The following is a 1,950-nucleotide window of genomic DNA, read 5'->3' on the forward strand; positions in this document are numbered from 1 at the left end:
GTTAAGACACCACCCTTTCACGGTGGTAACAGGGGTTCGAATCCCCTAGGGGTCACCATAAATAAAAGGAGAAGGTGAATGCCTTCTCCTTTTATTTTTTTATTCCTGAAATGTAATACATATCTTGGTCGTCTATTTTTTCATCTATTTCAAAGTATTTTTTCATTATATTTTCTGTTACTTCAACAGGAGGAAGATGATCTTTTTCAAAAATAGGATTTTGTTTGTGAATTTCATTAATTTTTTCTTTGCTTTCTGAATGGGCTATAATGACTTTTCCATTTGAATTTAATAAATGGGATAGATGTTTAAATAATAATTCTTTATTCTGTATATGTGGATAAACAGAATATAAAAATATATAGTCGTATCCTTTTTGGTTAAAATCAAATATATCTGATACTATAAATTCTAGTCTTTTATCATCAAATTTTTCCTTTGCTTTTTCTATCATATTTTCTGAAATATCTATTGCTGTTATTTTTTGTGGATTTGTTTCAAGAAGGTATTTTAATAATATGCCTGTTCCAGTTCCAACATCTAATATTTTTGAATTTGGTTTTACTTTAGATAAATGTATTATTTTTTTCAATTTGTTTTCATCATGTTTAGCAATTTCATCCCATTTATTGGCTATGTTATTAAAAAATTCTCTTACCTTCATTTTATCCCACCCTTTTTTTATAAATGTTTACTACTGCTGGAATTAGAATTAGCTGTATTATTATACCCCATATTGGAGTTATAAAGGCAGATGCTAAAAAGGCTTTTAATATAAACTTTTTACCTACAAAGTTTAAAAGAAGGATATTTGCAATAGCTGATACAAATCTTCCAAAGAGCATAGCTAAAATTAAAGAAGTAAATATATTCATTTTTTTATCATTATATAAAAGGCCTGTTATAAATCCATATGTTGCAAGTTCAAAGGCCATTGCAAATGATGTTGGATATAAAGGTGGCATATCTGTAAGTATTGAACTTAAAATAGGAGATATAAATCCTACTGCTAATCCGTATTTTTTACCTAATATAAATCCTGCCAATAATACAGGAAGGTGCATAGGCAAAAATATAGCTCCTGCCAATCCAGCTGAATGAAAAATATAGGGAATTAATAAAGCTAATGAGATAAAAAAACCTGCTTTAATTAGTTTGGTTGTTTTATTCATTAAAATACCTCCTTTCAAATATAAAAAGCCCATGAAAGGTTTTAAACCCTTCGTGGGCTTTTGTATTTTGTATTTAATTTTACTAAAACAATTTTATAATACTTTAAATTTAAAAGTCAATATGATTTTGTGATATAATTAAGAAAAAAGCTTAAAGGAGGTTATTATGTTAAAAATAGCAGTAATAGATGGACAAGGTGCGGGAATAGGGAGAACTTTTATAAAAGAATGTAAAAAGGTTTTAAAAAATAAAGTATATATATTTGCTCTTGGGACGAATGAAGTTGCTGCTAACAATATGATAAAAAATGGTGCAGATGAGAAATATGTTGGTGAAAAAGATATAGTTAGATTTCTTTTAGAACATAAATTAGATGCCATTGTAGGCCCTATAGGGATATTAATTGATGGTGGAATAAATGGAGAGATTACAAGGGAGTTATCTAATGCTATATTTAAGTTAGATTGTGTTAAATATATAATTCCATTACAAAAACATGGAATATATATTCCAGGAACAAAGGATTTAGCCATAAAGGATATTATAAAGGAAATAATAAAGAATCTTGAAATATACGCTACCTAGCGTGTCGATATAAAAAATATGAAGAAAAATTGAGAAAATCAAAGAAAAGTTAATTTAAATTAATTAAATAAGCTTTAATAATTAAGTTAATAAACCTAAACCGTGCTAATATATAACATGTCGTCGCGAGGGCGACGGTGAATGACCTTTGAAAACTGAACAGTGGCGAAGCGACCAGCATATAAATAGGAG

3 protein-coding genes are annotated in these 1,950 nt (G+C 28.1%); 1 reads left to right on the forward strand and 2 read right to left on the reverse strand.

The features are described from left to right. Window positions 1-91: 91 nt before the first annotated feature. Together C4R78_RS09320 and C4R78_RS09325 are read right to left on the reverse strand one after the other, a co-directional pair. A complete protein-coding gene (locus C4R78_RS09320; RefSeq protein WP_103896763.1) occupies window positions 92-664 on the reverse strand; it encodes a class I SAM-dependent methyltransferase in 573 nt (190 codons plus the stop codon). Window position 665: 1 nt separating this feature from the next. Further along, on the reverse strand, window positions 666-1,205 hold the full coding sequence (locus tag C4R78_RS09325) for an ECF transporter S component (protein WP_341456819.1): 540 nt from the start codon (window positions 1,203-1,205) through the stop codon (window positions 666-668). Window positions 1,206-1,338: 133 nt separating this feature from the next. Here C4R78_RS09325 and C4R78_RS09330 point away from each other — a divergent pair, with 133 nt between their 5' ends. Next, window positions 1,339-1,758, forward strand: a complete 420-nt coding sequence (locus C4R78_RS09330) for a DUF3842 family protein (protein ID WP_103896765.1) — start codon at window positions 1,339-1,341, stop codon at window positions 1,756-1,758. Window positions 1,759-1,950: the final 192 nt, after the last annotated feature.

It is taken from the genome of Caloramator fervidus (assembly GCF_900108045.1).
GTDB lineage: Bacteria > Bacillota > Clostridia > Clostridiales > Caloramatoraceae > Caloramator > Caloramator fervidus.

Excerpts from the sequence above, each read along its gene's own strand:
- C4R78_RS09320 (WP_103896763.1), bottom strand. The coding sequence starts at position 664 with ATGAAGGTAAGAGAATTTTTTAATAACATAGCCAATAAATGGGATGAA.
- C4R78_RS09325 (WP_341456819.1), bottom strand. The coding sequence starts at position 1,205 with ATGGGCTTTTTATATTTGAAAGGAGGTATTTTAATGAATAAAACAACC.
- C4R78_RS09330 (WP_103896765.1), top strand. The coding sequence starts at position 1,339 with ATGTTAAAAATAGCAGTAATAGATGGACAAGGTGCGGGAATAGGGAGA.